The organism is Acinetobacter sp. ATCC 27244, from assembly GCF_000156555.1.
Taxonomy (GTDB): domain Bacteria; phylum Pseudomonadota; class Gammaproteobacteria; order Pseudomonadales; family Moraxellaceae; genus Acinetobacter; species Acinetobacter haemolyticus.
This window is the reverse complement of record NZ_GG665951.1, coordinates 19,187-35,244: the sequence shown is the minus strand read 5'-3', so window position 1 is coordinate 35,244 and position 16,058 is coordinate 19,187. Positions and strand designations below refer to the sequence as shown.

Annotated in this window: 19 protein-coding genes and 1 pseudogene; 18 read left to right on the top strand and 2 right to left on the bottom strand. The window is 38.6% G+C overall.

Going from position 1 to position 16,058, the window contains the following annotated elements:
- Positions 1–18 precede the first annotated feature (18 nt).
- The 17 genes and pseudogenes from HMPREF0023_RS04100 to pyrF all read left to right on the top strand — a co-directional run bounded on the left by HMPREF0023_RS04100 (position 19) and on the right by pyrF (position 12,304).
- Complete coding sequence (locus HMPREF0023_RS04100) at positions 19–363, top strand: PilZ domain-containing protein (protein WP_004639306.1); 345 nt, start codon at positions 19–21, stop codon at positions 361–363.
- 20 nt (positions 364–383) lie between these two features.
- Complete coding sequence (locus tag HMPREF0023_RS04095) at positions 384–1,157, top strand: TatD family hydrolase (protein ID WP_005080456.1); 774 nt, start codon at positions 384–386, stop codon at positions 1,155–1,157.
- 41 nt (positions 1,158–1,198) lie between these two features.
- Complete coding sequence (locus HMPREF0023_RS04090) at positions 1,199–1,804, top strand: TetR/AcrR family transcriptional regulator (RefSeq protein WP_017394545.1); 606 nt, start codon at positions 1,199–1,201, stop codon at positions 1,802–1,804.
- A 124-nt stretch (positions 1,805–1,928) separates the two neighbouring features.
- Complete coding sequence (locus HMPREF0023_RS04085) at positions 1,929–2,429, top strand: hypothetical protein (protein WP_008941264.1); 501 nt, start codon at positions 1,929–1,931, stop codon at positions 2,427–2,429.
- 121 nt (positions 2,430–2,550) lie between these two features.
- Complete coding sequence (gene gspI / locus HMPREF0023_RS16150) at positions 2,551–2,976, top strand: type II secretion system minor pseudopilin GspI (protein WP_223804340.1); 426 nt, start codon at positions 2,551–2,553, stop codon at positions 2,974–2,976.
- A gap of 5 nt (positions 2,977–2,981) precedes the next feature.
- Complete coding sequence (gene gspJ, locus HMPREF0023_RS04075; protein ID WP_005080462.1) at positions 2,982–3,701, top strand: type II secretion system minor pseudopilin GspJ; 720 nt, start codon at positions 2,982–2,984, stop codon at positions 3,699–3,701.
- A gap of 1 nt (position 3,702) precedes the next feature.
- On the top strand, positions 3,703–4,680 hold the full coding sequence (gene gspK, locus HMPREF0023_RS04070; protein ID WP_004639300.1) for a type II secretion system minor pseudopilin GspK: 978 nt from the start codon (positions 3,703–3,705) through the stop codon (positions 4,678–4,680).
- An 85-nt stretch (positions 4,681–4,765) separates the two neighbouring features.
- A complete protein-coding gene (locus HMPREF0023_RS04065) occupies positions 4,766–5,362 on the top strand; it encodes a 6-pyruvoyl trahydropterin synthase family protein (RefSeq protein WP_017394547.1) in 597 nt (198 codons plus the stop codon).
- Positions 5,363–5,408: 46 nt separating this feature from the next.
- Positions 5,409–6,121, top strand: a pseudogene (gene ung / locus HMPREF0023_RS04060) (uracil-DNA glycosylase).
- On the top strand, positions 6,118–7,242 hold the full coding sequence (locus tag HMPREF0023_RS04055; protein WP_171055793.1) for an enoyl-CoA hydratase/isomerase family protein: 1,125 nt from the start codon (positions 6,118–6,120) through the stop codon (positions 7,240–7,242). Before ung ends, HMPREF0023_RS04055 begins: the two are co-directional and overlap by 4 nt.
- Positions 7,243–7,246: 4 nt before the next feature.
- Complete coding sequence (gene tadA, locus HMPREF0023_RS04050; RefSeq protein WP_005080470.1) at positions 7,247–7,759, top strand: tRNA adenosine(34) deaminase TadA; 513 nt, start codon at positions 7,247–7,249, stop codon at positions 7,757–7,759.
- Between the two features lie 67 nt (positions 7,760–7,826).
- Positions 7,827–8,267 (top strand): SRPBCC family protein, encoded by a 441-nt coding sequence (locus HMPREF0023_RS04045; RefSeq protein WP_004639295.1) that lies wholly within the window; start codon positions 7,827–7,829, stop codon positions 8,265–8,267.
- A gap of 9 nt (positions 8,268–8,276) precedes the next feature.
- Positions 8,277–8,957 (top strand): (d)CMP kinase, encoded by a 681-nt coding sequence (cmk, locus tag HMPREF0023_RS04040; RefSeq protein WP_005080473.1) that lies wholly within the window; start codon positions 8,277–8,279, stop codon positions 8,955–8,957.
- Positions 8,958–9,072: 115 nt separating this feature from the next.
- Positions 9,073–10,755 carry a 30S ribosomal protein S1 gene (gene rpsA / locus HMPREF0023_RS04035; RefSeq protein ID WP_008941262.1) on the top strand — a complete coding sequence of 561 codons (1,683 nt, stop codon included), beginning with the start codon at positions 9,073–9,075 and terminating at the stop codon, positions 10,753–10,755.
- 157 nt (positions 10,756–10,912) lie between these two features.
- Positions 10,913–11,215: an integration host factor subunit beta gene (locus tag HMPREF0023_RS04030; protein ID WP_004639292.1), complete on the top strand. Its 303-nt coding sequence runs from the start codon at positions 10,913–10,915 to the stop codon at positions 11,213–11,215.
- Positions 11,216–11,230: 15 nt separating this feature from the next.
- Positions 11,231–11,590: a lipopolysaccharide assembly protein LapA domain-containing protein gene (locus HMPREF0023_RS04025; protein ID WP_004639291.1), complete on the top strand. Its 360-nt coding sequence runs from the start codon at positions 11,231–11,233 to the stop codon at positions 11,588–11,590.
- Between the two features lie 33 nt (positions 11,591–11,623).
- Positions 11,624–12,304, top strand: coding sequence for an orotidine-5'-phosphate decarboxylase (gene pyrF, locus HMPREF0023_RS04020; protein WP_008941261.1), 681 nt, complete (start codon positions 11,624–11,626; stop codon positions 12,302–12,304).
- Here pyrF and HMPREF0023_RS04015 read toward each other — a convergent pair.
- Positions 12,301–13,218 (bottom strand): lysine exporter LysO family protein, encoded by a 918-nt coding sequence (locus HMPREF0023_RS04015; RefSeq protein ID WP_004639289.1) that lies wholly within the window; start codon positions 13,216–13,218, stop codon positions 12,301–12,303. The genes pyrF and HMPREF0023_RS04015 overlap by 4 nt on opposite strands.
- A gap of 47 nt (positions 13,219–13,265) precedes the next feature.
- Complete coding sequence (locus HMPREF0023_RS04010) at positions 13,266–14,780, bottom strand: flavin-containing monooxygenase (RefSeq protein ID WP_008941260.1); 1,515 nt, start codon at positions 14,778–14,780, stop codon at positions 13,266–13,268.
- Between the two features lie 155 nt (positions 14,781–14,935).
- Here HMPREF0023_RS04010 and HMPREF0023_RS04005 point away from each other — a divergent pair, with 155 nt between their 5' ends.
- Positions 14,936–15,955, top strand: coding sequence for an AraC family transcriptional regulator (locus HMPREF0023_RS04005; protein ID WP_008941259.1), 1,020 nt, complete (start codon positions 14,936–14,938; stop codon positions 15,953–15,955).
- Positions 15,956–16,058: the final 103 nt, after the last annotated feature.

Here is a 16,058-nt window from a genome sequence, read left to right as displayed (position 1 = left end):
ATTTAACAGGGGAATGTTATGCAGCAGCAAATGATGGGTGGGATTATACAGGTCAATATTCCAGATAAAGCGACTTTACAATCAAGTTATATGCCTTTTGTGGTGGGCGGTGGACTATTTGTTCCGACTAAACAAGCAGTTTCTATGGGACAAGAAGTATTTATTTTAGCAACCTTACCAGAGCAGGCGCAGAAGATTCCGCTTACAGGTAAAGTGATTTGGATTTCACATAAGCAAACACATTTTAAGCCACAAGGCTTTGCGATCCAGTTGGTTGGAGAAAAAGGCGTGTATTACAAGAACGAAGCAGAAAGAATATTGGCAGGCTCAAAAGCTTTAGAACGACCAAGTTATACGATGTAAATAAAGAGTAGGAAGAAAGCGTGTTCGTTGATACACATTGTCATTTAACCATGTTGGATCTCAGTCCTTATGATGGAGATTTAGATCAAGCCTTAGCACAAGCTCGACTTGCTGGTGTTTCAAAGTTTATGGGAATTTCAGTTGATCTTGATGATCATGTGAAATTGGCTGAAATAGCTGCTCGTCATGATGATGTTGGATATACAGTAGGTGTACATCCTTGTGAGGATGAACATATCATGGCGCGCGCTACAACGGATTATTTAGTTGAATTGGCGCAGTCTGATAAGGTTTGGGCATTGGGTGAAACGGGCTTAGATTACTATCACAGCCAAGATTTCATCGCAGAGCAAAAGCGGTGTTTTGCACGCCATATTCAAGCATCAAAAATAGTAAAAAAACCTGTAGTTGTCCATACACGTTCGGCCAAATATGATACCGTCGATATTATTCGTGCGGAACAATCAACCCATGGGATTTTGCATTGTTTTACTGAAGATTGGGAAACTGCAAAAGCTGTTCTAGATTGTGGATACTATATTTCTTTCTCAGGCATTATTTCTTTTAAAAATGCTCAAGATCTTCGTGACGTTGCAAAGCAAGTACCGATTGATCGAGTGCTTATCGAAACAGACAGTCCTTATTTGGCTCCTGTACCTTATCGTGGTAAAACCAACGAACCTAAATACGTTCCTTATGTAGCCAAAGCTCTGGCAGATGTATATCATAAATCAGTTGAAGAAATGGGTCTGATTACGACTCAAAATTTTGAAAATCTTTTGAAATTTAAATAAACGGTTTATGTTGTATTAGGAAAGAGAGTTATCACGTGAAAATGGATCGTCAAGCTCAATTTAGGGCAAGAGAAGTATTAATTTTTCAAATCGCTGAGCAACTCCTATTAGAAAATGGTGAAGCGGGCATGACCCTTGATGCCTTAGCGGCAGAATTGGATCTAGCAAAAGGTACTTTATATAAGCACTTTCAAAGTAAAGATGAATTATATATGTTGCTGATTATTCGCAACGAAAGAATGTTGCTTGAGATGATTCAAGATACGGAGAAGGGATTTCCTGAGCATTTAGCTTTTTTCATGTTACATCATTTACATCACCCTGAACGTACCGCTTTATTTCATCAAATTGAAGAGCGCCTATCGACAACGGCTCAAGGTATTCAACTGTTATTTAGCGAGCTTTATAAAATTCGACGTCAGCGTTTGCGGATTATTATTCGTATGACGGAAAGTTATTTAGCTGATATAAATAGCACAATGACCACACGTGACTATCTTGCTTCTATTTGGTCTTTAACTTATGGAGCTGCCGTGATACTAAATTCGAGTTTCTATCAACGTTATCTTGGATCAAGAGATACATTGCGAGTTGCTTATATCGAACAGGCATTAGCGATGCCGAAACTTCCTGAATACAGTGCATAAGTTGATCAGCAACGATGAGCTATCAATCTTTTAGTCGAAAAAAAGTGCTAAAGCTTCTTGTATTGCGGAGCGGCCGAGCAGTGCTCGACTTAATCGCTCCTCAGGATTTACGTTGATTGAGATTATGGTTGTCATCGTTATTATGACGATTATGACATCATTGGTTGTACTGAATATTGGTGGAGTTGACCAACGTCGAGCAATGCAAGCAAGAGAAATGTTTATTCTTGATTTAAAGAAAATCAATAAAGAGTCAACAGATCAAGCCAAGGTATTTGCTCTGAATATACAAAATGCTACAGATGTCGCTCCCTTAAGTTATAGTTTGTTTGAATATCATGATCAGAGCTTTGAGAGAGTGCGACAAGCAGATCGTATATGGCAACCATATACAGAATTTAAACCTCGTCAATTACCAAATAATGTCTCATTTAGTGTGCAAAGTTTAAATAATGAAAATTACCCTCGTGCGCAGAATGATGATTTATTGGGTGGCCAAGCACCACAGTTAATTTGGTTTGGAAATGGTGAAGTGAGACCTGTTCGAATCCAATTTTACTATGCTCAACAGCCGATTGGACATGAATTAGAATTGGATCACTTGGGGAAGGTTAATGAAAATTAAGTCTTTATCAGGTCTTCCAGAAAATGCTTCTTGTCTTGTGAAAGAACAGAAACCTCGCATCTCAAGCATAGCTTTCGATCTTGCAGCAGGGCCGAGCGTTGCTCGATTTAATCGTGTCCACATCGAGCATAGCTCTCCGTCTTGCGCTCAGGAGAAACGATGTTTCTCTAATCCTCGCTCAGGATTTACCTTACTTGAAGTGATGGTGGCTTTGGCAATTTTTGCAGTGGCTGCAATCGCGCTAACAAAAATAGCCATGCAATATACGCAAGCAACCTCAAATGCAATTTTACGTACTAAGGCTCAATTTGTTGCAATGAATGAGGTTGCAATGATGGAGATTAACAAAGAGTGGTTGGATGGAACCCAATCCAAACAAATCACTTCACAAGGTGAAACATGGCAAATTGATAAAAAAGCACAAGCAACGATTAGCCCCAAAGTTCAGCGGATCGAATTACAAGTGAGTTTATTTAACGTTGATCAAGACAAAGTTGAAGCGGGTGTTGGTCATCTAGTGTTTTTCAATCATCAGACTGAAAGTTAAATCATATGAATAATAAAAACAATAATATGCAAATCTCAAAGTTTCACTTTGTTAATCCTCGCACTCAAAGCCTAGCTTTTCGTCTTGCGGAGCGGTCGAGCAGTGCTCGACTTAATCGCTCCTCAGGATTTACGTTGGTTGAGTTGCTGGTTGCAATTGCAATTTTTGCAGTTCTTTCTATGTTAGGTTGGAAAGTATTTGATTATTTGTTAAAAGTGAAAGATCGAAATGCTGAACATGAAGTGAGTTTGTTTGCATTACAAGACGCTTATCAGCAGATCTTGCGAGATAGTTTGCAGATCATCCCTTTAACAGCAAATGATGGAAGGCAATTGCAAGCTGCATTGGTACTTAATGATCAGGTTTTTATGTTCAGTAAAGCTGGTGTTTCTGATCCGCTCAAGCAAGGGCTGTCGCCATACGAGCGCATCGAATATCGTTTTGATGAGTCTCAAAAAAGACTATATCGATTGAAATACACAAATCTAAATATTCCAAATCGTGTGCAGCCGATGTCAAGTGTATTGTTGGATAATGTTGAGCGCTTTAAAGTATCTGTTTTCAATCCACAAGAGTTAATGCAGTGGCCTGAAAATAATGTAGATCCAGAAAACACGGCTGAATTAAGAAAGTTACCATTAGGATTGAAAATTCAATTGACTGTTGCTGGTACAGATTATGAGTGGATCTATCGTCTGATCGATCGTAGTCAGGATAGTCAATGATATGAGAAATATAAGATCACAACATGGCGTTGCTTTATTGACTATCCTTGTTATGGTTGCTTTAGCAACAATTCTCGCCGCAACAATTGCAAAACGCCAAAGTAATAGTGCTGAAAATACAGGCTATTTAATGCGACAGAACCAATCTTTGCTCTATGCGAAAAGTGCAGAGGCATTTTTTGCTGAGTTATTGATTCAGGATAATGAAAGTGGCAAAAATATTGATCATTTACAAGAAAGTTGGGCGAAACCAATGCCTGCATTCCCTGTAGAGGATGGATATGTTTCGGGTCGTTTAGTTGATGAGTCTGGAAAGTTTAATCTCAATAATTTACTTAAAAGTGACGGTAGTGTTGATGATTCTGCTCGCCGATGGTTTGAGAGATTGCTGCAACGCGTTGGATTGCCAGCAGAATTAAGTCAAGCGGTAATTGACTGGCAGGATAGTGATGATGAGCCAACAGGTGCTATGGGGGCTGAAAGTAATTATTATCAAGGTTTAGAGCCAGCTTATTTAACACCAAATACCAAATTTCATAGTATTGAAGAGTTAAAATTAGTCCGCGGCTTTGAAGGAAAGAATTATGACTTAATCAAAAACTATATTTCTGCCTTACCTGAACCAACAAAAGTGAATATCAATACAGCACCAGCATTGTTGCTTGCGAGTATTGATCCTAGAGTTGACGTAAATACGGTTGATCAAGAATTAAAAGCAAAACAGGCAAATTTAACGTATTTTTCTAGTCTTAATGATTTATGGAAAATAAATGCATTTTCTGGGATAGAAGAACAGAATAAAACGGATGCAGCGGCGTGGTTGGATACTAAATCAGATTACTTTACAGCGTTGATTGAGGTTGTTTTGAGTGAGCGAAAACGTCAATTTACCAGTGCTATATATAGGAAAGATAAGCAGGTTACGGTTTACGCTCGAAGTTTAGCACCTTTTCGTACGGGCCATGGATTGAATAATTGAATAGTCACAAATTTTAAATTCGATCCCAATGCTTGTTTTTTTGTTTTATAATAAACTTCGTTTGCAGAAAAGATTCGCTTGGTGCATGTTAATTCGTAAATTATTTAAGTTTGAAAACGCTCATATTGTACGGAACTGTACATCAGATCGCTGTAAGCGTTCTATTCATGGTCATAGCTATAAAGTTGAGTTGCTGCTAAAAGCATCGAAGCTGGATCATGGGCAAATGGTTTATGATTTTGGCTTGTTGAAAGGCGTGATTAAAGAGCTGTTTGATAGCTTTGATCATGCAATTTGCTATTGGCAAAAAGATGATCCAGCTTATATTGATGCATGTAAAACGTTTAGTGCACGATGGATCGCATTGCCTGTTTCGCCTTCAGCAGAGCAGTTTTCTCGTATTTTCTTCTATCTCGCTCAACAAGTGTTGAATTCAACAATTACTCAAAACGGTGAGGGTGATGTTGAAGTTTACTCGGTCATTGTTCACGAAACAGATACGGGTTATGCACAAAGTTTTCAAGAAGATATTGATAATGAGCAAATGGGTGCATTGAGCTTGGAGCAAATTATTTTTTCCGAGCAAGTTCAAGCTGAATGGAGTGATCCAAATCTGTATAAAAACTTGAAACAAGGGTTAAAATTTCAAAACCCAAATGTAGAATTACAAGTTAATATTTAATCTGTACATTTCATTCGTGAGAGTGGAGTAATTTCAAGGAATGTTGATGCAATTTACTGAACAACAGCAGGACAAGTTAAGTAAAGTTCAGTTGGATGAGTCGTGGAAAATTTCTTTATCTGACTTTCTTCTTAGTCAGAAAATGGATAGTTTGCGTGAGTTTTTGCAGCAGCAAAAAAATGCTGAAAAAATAATTTATCCGCCGAGTAAGCAGATTTTTAATGCATTGAATACAACACCTTTAAATTCGGTTAAAGTTGTAATTTTGGGTCAGGATCCTTATCACGGTCCAAATCAAGCAAATGGTTTAAGCTTTTCGGTGCAGAGAGGGGTTGCATTACCACCATCTTTGCGTAATATTTTTCATGAATTATCTACTGATTTGGCAATACCCATTTCTCGTCATGGTGATTTGAGTAAATGGGCAGAGCAAGGTGTTTTGCTTTTAAACAGTGTACTTACTGTTGAGGCTGGTCAGCCCACATCACATCAAAAGCAAGGTTGGGAAGAATTTACCGATGCAGTGATTGATGTGTTAAACGAACAACGAGAACATGTTGTTTTCATTTTGTGGGGGGCTTATGCACAACGCAAAGGGCAACGTATTGATCGTAATAGGCATCTTGTTTTGAGTGCAGCTCATCCATCACCATTAGCAGCAAACCGTGGTGGTTTTTTGGCTGCAAAGTATTTTCTAAAAGTAATCATTATTTGAAACAACATGGCATTGAGCCTATAGACTGGCAATTGGACGCATAATGACTTCTCCCGATTTGAATAGCTATCATCCTGATTTGGTTATTGAGCAAGAAAAGAATGGTTGGCGAGTAATTCGTTTAAACCGCCCAAAATCATTGCATGCATTAGATGAATCTATTGTTAGTGCTCTACTTAAGGTTTTTGAGCATTTTCATGAAGATGAAAGTGTTAAAGCAATTTGGCTAGATTCAACAACGCCTAAAGCATTTTGTGCAGGCGGCGATGTACGTAAGCTCCGTCAGCTTGTCATTAACAATGAGGTTGATGCCGCAAATCGTTTCTTTGAACAAGAGTATGCCTTGGATTTACTGTTACATAACTATGCTAAACCAATCGTGGTTTGGGGTGAGGGTTATGTGATGGGTGGTGGACTCGGTTTATTTATGGCTGCGCCATTTCGCTTAGTTACACCTTATTCTCGCCTTGCGATGCCAGAAATCAATATTGGATTATACCCAGATGTGGGTGGAAGTCGTTTCTTGGCAGATCGTGGTCAAATTGGTTTATTCACGGGACTGACAGGGTCGATTATGACAGCTGCAGGTGCATTTAGTATTGGTTGGGCAACTCATATTTGTGAAGCTCAGCGAGATAATGTCTTGCAGAAAGTTTTAAATGTCGATTGGAACCACTATCCTGCGGGTGCTTTTCGTGCCATTGATGACACGTTAAATAGTCTGCATCGTCCAGTTGCGGCAGGTCCATTGCAAAACTCTATTGATGTTATACACAGCGTTTGTCGTGGCCAAAACTTTGAGTTTGATTATCAGGCCATTATTGGATTGAGTGAAGCGAGCAGTGATTGGTTGCGTCAGGCGAGTGAGAATTTGCAAAAAGGTTCTCCAAGCACGGCGGCTATTACTTGGTTACTTTGGCAGTGGGGCAAACAAGGACATGCTTGGGATGAAGTATTTGCATTAGAGGCCCAAATTTCTGATTGGAAAATTCGCCATCCAGATTTTGTTGAAGGTGTGCGTGCGCGTTTAGTGGATAAAGATCTATCGCCTGAATGGAAAGCAACTGAAAAAATTACATTAAAAGATATTTTGTCGGATTGTCCACCTATAACTACGATTGATAGTTGGAATGTATTGTTAAGACAATACGGTATCATTGCATAAGGCGATGAGTAATCCAGATACTTTTGATGACGAATATTGGATGCAGTTTGCTTACGAGCAAGCTGCATTAGCTGCAGAACAAGGTGAAATACCTGTTGGCGCTGTTATTGTGAGTCAATCGAAAATTATTGGGGCAGGTTACAACGCGCCAATCTTGCTTTCAGACCCAAGTGCACATGCTGAAATTCAAGCACTGCGCATGGCTTGTCAGAGCATTCAAAACTATCGTTTGCCCGAAGATGCAACGCTTTATGTAACGCTTGAACCTTGTACTATGTGTGTAGGTGCTTTGATTCATGCGCGTATTCAACGTGTTGTATTTGCAACGCCTGAACCTAAAGCAGGTTCGCTGGTGAGTGCTCGTCAGTTACTTGATAGTGGTTATTACAATCACAAATTTGTCTTTGAACATGGGTGTATGCAAGCAAAATGTTCCGCTCAACTCAGTGATTTCTTTAAACAAAGGCGTAATCAAAAGAAACAGATCCGTTTATCTAAAACGTCCTCAAATGATTAAAAATCTGCGATGAGTTATGGCAGACTAGCCGCTCCTATGATTTTGGTTTAATCAAAAAGGCGAAACTATGCGTAATGCGATCACCATAAAAAAAGAATTCAATGCACCGATCTCCGAAGTTTTTGATCTGTTGTCAAAACATGCAACATACAATAAGGCATTTGCACCTTTGCAAGTTGTACGAGTTAAGGACTCTACTGATCCGCAGCGCCCAGATGGAGTGGGGTCTATTCGACGTATGGGATTTGGGCCGATTAAGCCACTTCAAGAAGAAATAACTTTGTTGGAAGAGAATAAGCGTATCGAATATAAGCTAATTAATAATCCTTTAGTTAAGCACCATTTGGGACAAATTGATTTTAGAGAGATTACGCCTTATATCACTTTAGTAACTTATAAGATTGAATTTACAGCAAAAGCACCGCTTGTAAGTAAATTAATTCTTGCACAACTCAAAGCAGCGATTACACTAGGTTTTTCAAAGTTAGCGAAGTCGGTTGCTTCATAAGAGATGGGAATGACAGTTCATATTATTACGATAGATGGTCCAAGCGGTTCAGGTAAAGGAACATTGGCAGCAAAAATAGCAGCGCATTACGGTTTCAATTTGTTAGATTCTGGTGCGTTATATCGTTTACTTGGACTGTCATTGTTTCAACGCGGATTATTAGATCAAATTGATTCAGAATTGGAGCAATGTATTGAATGTGCAACTCATCTCGACATTGAGTTTAAATCATCAGCCTCTGTAACACTTATCTATTTAGATGGTGTAGATGTGACCAATATAATCAGAACAGAACAAGTTGGTGAATACGCATCAAAGGTTGCGACTGTACCAGAGTTGAGAAAAGCATTATTTGAACGTCAACGTGCTTTTATCCAAGCACCGGGTTTAGTGGCCGATGGTCGTGACATGGCGACATCAATATTTCCTGAAGCGCAAGCTAAAATCTATCTAACAGCATCTGCTGAGTCCCGTGCCGAACGTCGGGTAAAACAGTTGCAGGGTATGGGTCTTGATGCTAAAATAAACGACATTTTATCTAATATACAGGCTAGAGATAAACGAGATATGGAACGTGCTGTTGCGCCATTAAAGCCAGCAGACGACGCATATATCATTGATAGTTCTAATATTGGCATCAATGAAGTCTTCCAATTAATGGTTGACTATATCGATAGCCGTATTCAATAGATAAACCATTTTATTTTCAGTTGAAGCATTGCTTGATCAGATTTTTTGGACAATGTAACAACTTAACTAAACCGGCCTTGTCTGATCCAAGACCGCGGACTTTATCAGGTATATCATGACCGAATCTTTTGCAGCCCTCTTTGAAGAAAGTGAATTAAACCTCAACGTTGAAAAGGGTGCAGTCATCCAAGGTACTGTTGTTAGTATCGATTCTGACTGGGTTACTGTTGACACTGGCCTTAAATCTGAAGGCGTTGTTGATCGTGCTGAATTTTTAAATGAACAACGTGAACTTGAAGTTCAAGTTGGCGATACTGTTGACGTAGTTGTTGAAGCGCTTGACAACGGTATGGGTCAAACAGTTTTATCACGTGAAAAAGCAAAACGTGCTGAAACTTGGACTAAACTTGAGAAAATCTTTGAAGACGGCGAAATCGTTACTGGTGTTATCTCTGGTAAGGTTAAAGGTGGTTTCACTGTTGACATCGGTCCTGTACGTGCATTCTTACCAGGTTCTTTAGTTGACACTCGTCCTATTCGTGACACAACTCACCTTGAAGGTAAAGAGTTAGAGTTCAAAGTAATCAAACTTGATGCTAAACGTAACAACGTTGTTGTATCTCGTCGTGCAGTTATGGAAGCTGAATCTTCAGCTGACCGTGAAGCATTACTTGCTCAACTTGAAGAAGGTCAAACAGTTACAGGTACAATCAAGAACCTTACTGATTACGGCGCGTTCGTTGATCTTGGCGGTATTGATGGTCTTCTACATATCACAGATATGGCTTGGAAGCGTATCAAGCACCCATCAGAAGTTGTTGAAGTTGGTCAAGAAGTTACAGTTAAAGTACTTAAATTTGACCGCGAGCGTAACCGCGTATCTTTAGGTCTTAAGCAATTAGGCGAAGATCCATGGTTAGCGATCATGAGCCGTTACCCTAAAGGTTCTATCGTTAAAGCACGTGTAACAAACTTAACTGATTACGGTTGCTTCGCTGAAATCGCTGAAGGCGTTGAAGGCTTAGTACACGTTTCAGAAATGGACCACACGAACAAAAACATCCACCCATCTAAAGTTGTTCAGATCGGTGACGAAGTTGATGTTATGGTTCTTGAAGTTGACGAAGAACGTCGTCGTATTTCATTGGGTATCAAACAAACTCGTGCTAACCCATGGGAAGAGTTTGCTAAAGCACATGAAAAAGGCGAAAAAGTTTCTGGTACAATCAAGTCAATCACTGACTTCGGTATCTTCATCGGCTTAAACGGTGGTATCGACGGTTTAGTTCACTTGTCTGATATTTCTTGGAACGAACAAGGCGAAGAAGCGATTCGTCGTTACAAGAAAGGCGACACAGTTGAAGCAGTTATCTTGTCTGTAGACGCTGAAGGTAACCGTATCAGCCTTGGTATCAAGCAATTAAACAGCGATCCATTCAATGACTTCTTGGCTGCGAATGAGCGCGGTGCTTTAGTTAAAGGTACTGTAACTGCTGTTGATGCTAAAGGTGCTACAGTTAAATTAGCTGATGACATCGAAGCAACACTTAAAACTTCTGAAATCAACCGTGACCGTGTTGAAGACGCAACTAAATTCCTAGAAGTGGGTCAAGAAGTTGAAGCTAAGATCATCAACGTTGATCGCAAATCTCGCTCTATCAACTTGTCTATCAAAGCGAAAGACGAAGCTGAAGAGAAAGAAGCTGTGAACAACGCTCGCCAAGCTGCTGCGACTCAAGCTGCAGAAAGCAATGGTCCTAAGACTATTGGTGACTTAATTAAAGCTCAAATGAAGTAATTTGTTAAAAAGTACGTTTCTTGTAACAGAGATGTACTTTTTTATACAAAAATACTGTAAACGGTAGCGTAGTAATCATGTACTGCGCTACCGTTTTGTATTTAAACAGGTTATTATTAAAAACACTGAGAAGTAGCAATAATTAAAGAGGTCATCAATGACTACTGAAGCACTTAATAAATCTGATTTAATTGAACGGATTGCACTTAAAAACCCACACTTAGCAGAACCTTTAGTTGAAGATGCTGTTAAAATTATGATTGACCAAATGATCGAAGCTCTTTCAAATGGTGATCGTATTGAAATACGTGGTTTTGGGAGCTTTGCTTTACACCATCGTGAGCCACGTTTAGGTCGTAACCCAAAAACAGGTAAAGCTGTTGATGTCGCAGCAAAAGCTGTACCACATTTTAAACCAGGTAAAGCCCTTCGTGATGCAGTAAACGAATCTGGTCAATAAGAATTTGAGGTGTTTATGCGTTATGTATTAATTGCATTACTCGTTGTCATCTTTGGTTATTCACTTGCCTTGGTGCTTCAAAACCCAACTGAGCTACCAGTTGATTTATTGTTTACTCAAGTTCCAGCAATGCGTTTAGGTTTATTGCTTCTATTGACGTTAGCATTAGGCATTGTGGTTGGACTGCTCTTAGGTGTTCAGGTTTTCCGCGTTTTCCAAACGAATTGGGAAATTAAAAGATTGCGTAAGGATATTGATCATCTTCGCAAAGAACAAATTCAACTTGCACAACAAGCGGCTGCTGATGCTGCTGCAAGTGTAAGGCACGAAAAAACTGTATTGGATATTACCAATGAAAATAAAAGCCCATTATAATATGGGCTTTATTTTTATCGGGAAGAAAAGCTCTTGAGTATTATTGTTGCCCTAGACGCAAAAAGCCAATACGACGCTCTGACGATTGTGGAACAACTTGATCCTACTTTATGTCGAGTTAAAGTAGGCAAGGAGCTTTTTACTCACGAAGGACCTGCTGTTGTTAAAAGCTTGCATGATAAGGGTTTTGAAGTTTTTCTTGATTTAAAGTTTCATGATATTCCAAATACTACAGCACAAGCTGTATGCGCGGCTGCTGATTTAGGGGTGTGGATGGTGAACGTTCACGCATCTGGCGGTCGTAAGATGATGGAAACTTGTGTGGAGCGTCTTAAAGCAGGAAATTATCAAACCCAATTGATTGCAGTTACTGTTTTAACTTCGATGGGTCGTGAAGACTTGCGTGATATAGGTTTAGATGTTGAGCCTGTTGAGCAAGTGCAGCGTTTAGCTAAACTCACTCAGGAAAGTGGTTTGGATGGTGTGGTTTGTTCAGCGCAAGAAGCAAAAATTCTTCGTCAAATGCTCGGCCAAGACTTCGCATTGGTTACTCCAGGAATTCGTCCAGCAGGATCAAGTGCTGATGATCAAAAGCGTATTGTGACACCGAAACAAGCGATACAAGATGGTTCTACTCATTTAGTAATTGGTCGCCCAATCACTAAAGCAGAGAATCCGACAGCGATGCTAAAATCGATTTTAGCTTCAATTTAAAATTTTAAGTTTAAAAATAGACTGATTAAGAGTGGCGCGAGCAAGGATAAAATTAATCCGCTCATCATGGCGTGTGGTACGTAATGCGTGCCACATGATTGTTTAACCATTGCTAAAGTTACATCCATCGACGTTGCACCTGCACTAGAAATTGCTGATCGTGGAAAACGCCAGCCTAAACAATACATCAATAGAATTGCAAAAATCTCTCTAAATAAATCAGTAAGCAGCGCAATACCACCAAGTTTAGCTGAGTGTAATTCAGTAAACACAATTCCTGACATTGAATACCAACCGTAGCCCTGTGCTAATGCGAGAACTTCGTTCAATTTATAGTGATCTGATAGAATAAAATAGTTAAAGATAGAAGCAAGACAAGAACCAATAATAGCAGCAACAGGAACAAGCAAAATTTTCCAACTTAACCAACTGCGATCAAATTGGGTAAAGGCGAGTTCGATACCGATTAAGAAGATAAAAATAAGTAATAGATACCAACTGTTGAATGGTATATGTACATCAAAATTTTTGATCAATAAGCCTATTGCAACACCTATTGCAAGGGCTAAAAATGCTTTAGCGATATTTTTCAATGCATTTAAAAACAAGCGTAATGATATTTTGCCTTGAACACTTTGGCGATCAATCAGTTTATAAGTGAATAAACAAATAAAGAAAGCACCAATAGATGTTGTAAATGCAATCAGTAAAGCTGGCGGAAGAATAGCGACAGGATTTTCAATATGATTGAGGGCTTGAGTTAACTCAAAAGCTACACTGATCAATAAAATATAAGAAAAATAAGGAAGAATTTTAAAAACAAGTTGTTTTATCTGGAAAGATAAGTGAGGGGCAATAAAGTAGCCTAATGAAATTACGATAAATATTTGGAGAATCAGAATAAGAGATTGCATAAAAAAAGCAGGTCACGAATAACCTGCTTATTATGAAGAATTATTGCTTAAGCTGCATCGACTTTTGTATCAATTGCTGTACTGATAAAATTGTAATCCGCAACATTCACCTTGCGGGTTTCTAACCAATATTTCCAAGTATACGTTGGCCACAAAGAAAAGTTTTTACCATCCGCAGCTTGATACCAACTGCTACATCCACCGGCTTGCCATACTGTGCCTTTGAGTTGTTCCTGTACACGTTGGTTGAACTGGTCTTGAACTTCTTGTTTGACTTCAATTGCTTGAGTGCCTGTTTTATCAACTGTTTGAATCAATTGTAGAATGTAGTTTACTTGTGATTCAATCATAAAAATCACAGAGTTATGGCCAAGAATTGTGTTTGGACCTAAAAGCTGGAAAAGGTTAGGGAAGTTTTTAGTTGCAACACCGTAATAACTCTCAGCGCCATCTTTCCAAGCTTGTTTAAGCTCAATGCCATGACGTCCAACACAGTCAAAATGTTTTAAGTAGATACGTGGATCTGTAATAAAACCTGTACCATAGATCAAACAGTCAATCTGACGCTCTTTACCATCTTTGGTGATAATGCCATTTGCTGTGATTTCTTGAATACCATCAGTTACTAGTTCAACATTTTTACGGTTAAACGTAGGGAAGTATTTGTTTGATATCAAAATACGTTTACAACCCATAACAAAATCTGGGGTAAGCTTCTTCGCTAAGGCTTTGTCTTTTACTTGGAAACGAATAAAGGCTTCGGCAAGTTTTTGACCATATTTCATAATTTGTGGTTGCACAATTGGTACAACACGTGACTCGTTGCTCCAGTACAAACGACTACGATGAATTTGACGATAAATATTTGAAGCTTTAAATAACGATTTACTTAGTTTTGAATATTTACGCTCATCACGTGGAATTACCCAGGCTGCTGTACGTTGGAAAACATAGAGTTGCTTAACCTCAGGTGCAATCTCTGGAATATATTGAATAGCACTACCACCTGTACCAATCGATGCAACTGATTTTCCATTTAAATCGTAATCGTGTTCCCATTTAGATGAATGGAATACTTTTCCTTTAAATTTATCAATACCTTTGATATGTGGAATTTGTGGAACATGCAATGGACCAGAAGCAAAAATTACGAATTGTGCTTCTAGTGTTGGTTGGTCTTTAAAATCTACAGTCCAGACATTACGGTTTTCATCAAATTCAGCATGTGTTACTTCATGATTAAACTTGCAATAATCCTTTAATTTGTATTGCTCCGTAATATCCTGAATATAACCAAAAATTTCATCTGCTTCGGCATATCGTTTGGACCAATCTGTCTTTGGTGCAAAGGAAAGAGAATACATATGTGATTGGACGTCACATGCAGCACCAGGATATTGGTTTTCTCGCCATGTTCCACCAACATCGTTGGTTTTTTCTAAGATAACAAAATCATTGATTTGACTTTGCAACAAGCGAATCGCCATAGCTAAACCACCAAAACCTGCACCAATAATCGCAACTTTTGTTTTTTGAATAGCATTTTTGGTTACATCACGCATAGTCTACGTCCTACACAGCTAAATTTTGTGCAAGTTTAACGGTTTTACCAAGATTAAATATGATTGTATAGACGCAAAACTTGATCATTTCGGCAATTCATTTAGCTATTTTTTTATAGTACAACATTAAGGTTTTGAGAATTAGATTTAGAATTATGAAAAGATCTATCCTCGGATTGATGTATTTGATTCAAGGCATGCGTCATGTTGGAATAGATGTGGATACACGTTTAGCCCAAATGGGAATACATGCTGACGCTTTAGATCCAAGTTCAATCATTGCGGATGAGATTGAGTGGGATATTCTGCAGCATATTAGTCAAGATGTTTCACCTGAACAAGGTTTGTTTATTGGTCAACATTATGCATTAGCAGGTTATGGTCCATTTCTTATGCTTTTGGTGACCAGTAATACTTTAGAAAAAGCTTTGCTAAACGGAATCCGATTTCAACAGCTCACACATCTATTTGGTTCTTTAAAATTAGAAATTCAAGAAGATTTTATTCATTTGGCATATCAACCGGTTGATCTCGAAACACATTTGGGGCATTTGAGAGCGCAGTGTGAAATCTCAGGAACCTATAAATTCCTACAAGATATTTTTAAAATGATGGGATTAGAGATTCCTAAAATAAAGATTGAATTACCCTTTAAAAGGCCAAAAGATTTACACTTGATCGCTTCCTACCAAGATTATTATGGTGTGGATGTGAAGTTTGGTTGCGAGCAAGCTGCATTTATGATGGAGAATACACAACTTTTAGAAACTAAAATTCCATCTGCGGATATTCTGACCTATCGAATTTATGAAGAAAAATGCCTATCCGATTTGGAGCTGTTAGAGAAGGTCGCGCATTTAGATGTGACAATAGTTGAGTATGTGGAAGGTTATCTCGAATTGCAAAATGGGGTCATACCGACCATGTCTGAGACAGCATGCGCACTCAAAATTCCTGAGCGAACGCTAAGGCATCAATTGCAGCAAATGCAGACCAGCTATAAAGAAATCCGTGAAAGGCTTATCAAGAAAAGGGCAATAAAATTTATTGAAGCAAGTACATATTCAGTTGAACAGATTGCTGAAATGTTGGGTTATTCTGAACCTGCTGCCTTTAATCATGCATTTAAACGATGGTTTGGACAGAGTCCTCGACAGTATAACCGAAATCATTAAATGATTAAAAATGGAACATTATGATGTTTAAACTACATGATAATTAAGCCTAAAATCTAATGTCTTTGAACTCAATGTTCGATATAATTTTTCTCAATTAAAA

What these genes read in the sequence shown, in the direction of transcription:
- HMPREF0023_RS04030 (WP_004639292.1), top strand. Translation starts at nt 10,913, where the DNA reads ATGACTACTGAAGCACTTAATAAATCTGATTTAATTGAACGGATTGCA.
- gspK (WP_004639300.1), top strand. Translation starts at nt 3,703, where the DNA reads ATGAGAAATATAAGATCACAACATGGCGTTGCTTTATTGACTATCCTT.
- HMPREF0023_RS04010 (WP_008941260.1), bottom strand. Translation starts at nt 14,780, where the DNA reads ATGCGTGATGTAACCAAAAATGCTATTCAAAAAACAAAAGTTGCGATT.
- rpsA (WP_008941262.1), top strand. Translation starts at nt 9,073, where the DNA reads ATGACCGAATCTTTTGCAGCCCTCTTTGAAGAAAGTGAATTAAACCTC.
- HMPREF0023_RS04065 (WP_017394547.1), top strand. Translation starts at nt 4,766, where the DNA reads ATGTTAATTCGTAAATTATTTAAGTTTGAAAACGCTCATATTGTACGG.
- cmk (WP_005080473.1), top strand. Translation starts at nt 8,277, where the DNA reads ATGACAGTTCATATTATTACGATAGATGGTCCAAGCGGTTCAGGTAAA.
- HMPREF0023_RS04005 (WP_008941259.1), top strand. Translation starts at nt 14,936, where the DNA reads ATGAAAAGATCTATCCTCGGATTGATGTATTTGATTCAAGGCATGCGT.
- tadA (WP_005080470.1), top strand. Translation starts at nt 7,247, where the DNA reads ATGAGTAATCCAGATACTTTTGATGACGAATATTGGATGCAGTTTGCT.
- HMPREF0023_RS04045 (WP_004639295.1), top strand. Translation starts at nt 7,827, where the DNA reads ATGCGTAATGCGATCACCATAAAAAAAGAATTCAATGCACCGATCTCC.
- HMPREF0023_RS04090 (WP_017394545.1), top strand. Translation starts at nt 1,199, where the DNA reads ATGGATCGTCAAGCTCAATTTAGGGCAAGAGAAGTATTAATTTTTCAA.
- gspJ (WP_005080462.1), top strand. Translation starts at nt 2,982, where the DNA reads ATGAATAATAAAAACAATAATATGCAAATCTCAAAGTTTCACTTTGTT.
- HMPREF0023_RS04085 (WP_008941264.1), top strand. Translation starts at nt 1,929, where the DNA reads ATGGTTGTCATCGTTATTATGACGATTATGACATCATTGGTTGTACTG.
- HMPREF0023_RS04025 (WP_004639291.1), top strand. Translation starts at nt 11,231, where the DNA reads ATGCGTTATGTATTAATTGCATTACTCGTTGTCATCTTTGGTTATTCA.
- HMPREF0023_RS04100 (WP_004639306.1), top strand. Translation starts at nt 19, where the DNA reads ATGCAGCAGCAAATGATGGGTGGGATTATACAGGTCAATATTCCAGAT.
- HMPREF0023_RS04015 (WP_004639289.1), bottom strand. Translation starts at nt 13,218, where the DNA reads ATGCAATCTCTTATTCTGATTCTCCAAATATTTATCGTAATTTCATTA.